The sequence below is a fragment of the Nocardioides sp. P5_C9_2 genome (assembly GCF_054049555.1).
Map to the genome: position 1 here is coordinate 1 of NZ_JBFUMD010000432.1, position 3,383 is coordinate 3,383.

General features: G+C 70.7%; 4 protein-coding genes. All 4 read right to left on the reverse strand.

What is annotated here, in order from left to right:
- Positions 1-111: 111 nt before the first annotated feature.
- Positions 112-669, reverse strand: coding sequence for a nucleotidyltransferase family protein (locus ACXJKL_RS17550; protein ID WP_457208297.1), 558 nt, complete (start codon positions 667-669; stop codon positions 112-114).
- A gap of 4 nt (positions 670-673) precedes the next feature.
- A complete protein-coding gene (locus tag ACXJKL_RS17555; RefSeq protein ID WP_457208298.1) occupies positions 674-871 on the reverse strand; it encodes a hypothetical protein in 198 nt (65 codons plus the stop codon).
- A gap of 192 nt (positions 872-1,063) precedes the next feature.
- Entirely contained in the window at positions 1,064-2,701 is a 1,638-nt protein-coding gene (groL, locus tag ACXJKL_RS17560; RefSeq protein ID WP_457208299.1) for a chaperonin GroEL, read from the reverse strand.
- A gap of 213 nt (positions 2,702-2,914) precedes the next feature.
- On the reverse strand, positions 2,915-3,383 hold a 469-nt coding region (locus ACXJKL_RS17565), incomplete at its 5' end, for an OsmC family protein (protein WP_457208300.1).

A 3,383-nucleotide genomic window follows, 5' to 3' on the forward strand; every position in this document is an offset into this window, starting at 1 on the left:
GCCCGGTGCCACGCGGCGCCGGCCTCCCCCTGGCCGGCGAGCTTGGCGCGGGTGAGCGGCTGGAGGCGGGGCGCGCTCCGGGTCCCCCGGTCCGTCACCGGCTGTGCCCGATCACGCGGTGTCCCGGTCCCGGCCGGTGGCGAGGTCACCGCACTCGACCAGCAGCACGTCGTGGACACCGAGGTAGGGCTTGGCGCCCACGTCGCCACGCACCGTCGCCACCAGGGGCGCGAGGTGGTCGGCCCCGAGCAGGACCGGGTGCCCCGGCTCCCCGTCGTACGCCGCCCGCGCGAGCGTCGCGGGCCCGGTCGCGGCGGCCAGGACGCGGGCCACCACGGGGGCTCCCACGTCCGGCAGGTCGACGAGCGAGACGAGCACCGTGTCGGGTCCGGCCTCGCCGACAGCGAGCAGTCCGGCCCGCAGGCTGGCGCCCATCCCGGTGTCCCAGTCGTCGGCGACGACCACCTCGACCGGCAGGTCCCCGAGGAGCGCCCGGGCCTCGTCCGCGGCCGCCCCGAGCACGACGTGGACCGGCGCGCAGCCGCCGTCCAGCAGCACCTGCACCGAGCGGCGTAGCCAGGACGTCTCGTCCCGGTCATGCACGAGCGCCTTCGGCTTCCCCATCCGGCGACCCGCGCCGGCGGCGAGGAGGAGGCCGGCCGTGGTCATGCGCTCACGGTAGACGGATGCCGTCCGGATGAGACTCCGGCGTGACGGACGTGCAGATGTGGCAGTCGGCCGACCCGTTGACGCTGACGGAGGCAGCTGCCGTCGACTTCTGCACGTCCGACAGGTCGCCCACGCGGGAGGCGTAGGCGGAGGGCGCGGAGTCGGTCAGGCTCGGGGAGCGGAGCAGCTCGACGGGGCTCACGGCGGCACTCTGCCACCCGGCCCCGCGGGCGGCGCCCGGTGTGTGTGGCTTCGGCGCCACCTGGCGACACCGAAGCCACACTCAGTCCCCCGGAGACGGAGCAAGGCCCCCACCCGGAGGTGAGGGCCTTGCTGGTGAAGCAGTGAAGCAGTGAAGCCTGGACTCAGCTGCGCGGAAGCTTCTTCGCTTCGCTCAGAAGTCCATGCCGCCCATGCCACCCATGTCGCCACCGCCGCCGCCCATGGCGGGAGCCTTCTCGGGCTTGTCGGCCACGACGGCCTCGGTGGTGAGGAAGAGCGCCGCGATGGAGGCGGCGTTCTGGAGGGCGGAGCGGGTCACCTTGGCGGGGTCGATGATGCCCTCGGCGATCATGTCGAYGTACTCGCCGGTGGCCGCGTTGAGGCCGTGGCCCGGGGTCAGGTTGCGCACCTTCTCCGAGACGACGCCACCCTCGAGACCGGCGTTGATCGCGATCTGCTTGAGCGGGGCCTCGATGGCGACCTTGACGATGTTGGCGCCGGTGGCCTCGTCGCCCGACAGGTCGAGCTTGACGAAGGCCTCGGTGCCGGCCTGGACGAGCGCGACGCCGCCGCCGGCGACGATGCCCTCCTCGACCGCAGCCTTGGCGTTGCGGACAGCGTCCTCGATGCGGTGCTTGCGCTCCTTGAGCTCGACCTCGGTGGCCGCGCCGACCTTGATCACCGCGACACCGCCGGCCAGCTTGGCCAGGCGCTCCTGCAGCTTCTCGCGGTCGTAGTCGGAGTCCGACTTCTCGATCTCGGCGCGGATCTGGTTGACCCGTCCCTCGATCTGGCCCTGGTCGCCGGCGCCCTCGACGATGGTGGTCTCGTCCTTGGTGATGACGACCTTGCGGGCCTGGCCGAGGAGCTCGATGCCGGCCGACTCGAGCTTGAGGCCGACCTCCTCGGAGATGACCTGGCCACCGGTGAGGATGGCGATGTCCTGGAGCATGGCCTTGCGGCGGTCACCGAAGCCGGGGGCCTTGACGGCCACGGACTTGAAGGTGCCCTTGATCTTGTTGACGACCAGGGTCGACAGCGCCTCGCCGTCGGTGTCCTCGGCGATGATCAGCAGCGGCTTGCCGGACTGCATGACCTTCTCGAGGAGGGGCAGGAGGTCCTTGACCGTGGAGATCTTGGAGTTGGCGATGAGGATGTAGGGGTCCTCCAGCACCGCCTCCATGCGCTCGAGGTCGGTGGCGAAGTACGCCGAGATGTAGCCCTTGTCGAAGCGCATGCCCTCGGTCAGCTCGAGGTCGATGCCGAAGGTGTTCGACTCCTCGACGGTGATGACGCCTTCCTTGCCGACCTTGTCCATCGCCTCGGCGATGGCGTCACCGACGGTGGTGTCGCCACCGGCGGAGATGGTGGCCGTGGCCGCGATCTGCTCGCGGGTCTCGACCTCCTTGGCCATCGAGAGCAGCTGCTCGGAGACCGCGGTGACCGCAGCCTCGATGCCGCGCTTGAGGCCCATCGGGTTGGCGCCGGCCGCGACGTTGCGCAGGCCCTCGCGGACCATGGCCTGGGCCAGGACGGTGGCCGTCGTCGTGCCGTCACCGGCGACGTCGTCGGTCTTCTTCGCGACCTCCTTGACCAGCTCGGCGCCGATCTTCTCGTAGGGGTCCTCGAGCTCGATCTCCTTGGCGATCGAGACACCGTCGTTGGTGATCGTGGGGGCGCCCCACTTCTTCTCCAGCACGACGTTGCGGCCCTTGGGGCCCAGGGTCACCTTCACGGCGTCGGCGAGGGTGTTCATACCCCGCTCGAGGCCGCGGCGGGCTTCCTCGTTGAAAGCAATCAGCTTGGCCATAACTCAGCGATTTCCTTCGGAATGAGTCTGTGTGTGCGGCGTCGGTGGGCTGCCCGCGACGGACGACCCGCGCAGCTCGACGGACCATTCCCGCCGACGTACGAGCCTCAGCGTCACCGATGCCGAGTTGTCACTCTCCTGATGAGAGTGCCAGCCTCAGTTTTAGCACTCGACCCTCACGAGTGCAAACGCCTCCCCCGGTCGGGTCACGCGTCAGGACGCGACGAGGGCGGTCGGCTCGTGGTCCACGGGAAAGTTCACCGAGGAGGCGATGAAGCAGGCCTCGCCCGCCTCCCGGTGGATGCGCAGGGCGGTCTCGACCTGGGAGGCGTCCGCCACCGTGACCACCGGCCGCAGCAGGACGCGGGTGAAGTGGCCACCGATCCCCTGCTGCGCCATCGTGCCGACGGGCGAGTCGGCGTACGCCGTGACGACGACGCCGTGGGTCACCGCCATGTGCAGGTAGGACAGGAGGTGGCACTGGGCGAGGGCTGCGACCAGCAGCTCCTCGGGGTTCCACCGCGACGCGTCGCCCCGGAAGGTCGGGTCCGCCGAGCCCTCCAGCGCGGGCTTGCCGGACGCCCGGAGCACGACGTCGCGCGCGTACTCGCGGTAGCCACTGGTGCCGCTGCCGCGGTTGCCCCGCCACTCCAGGTCGAGCTCGTAGGTGTGGTCCATGCGC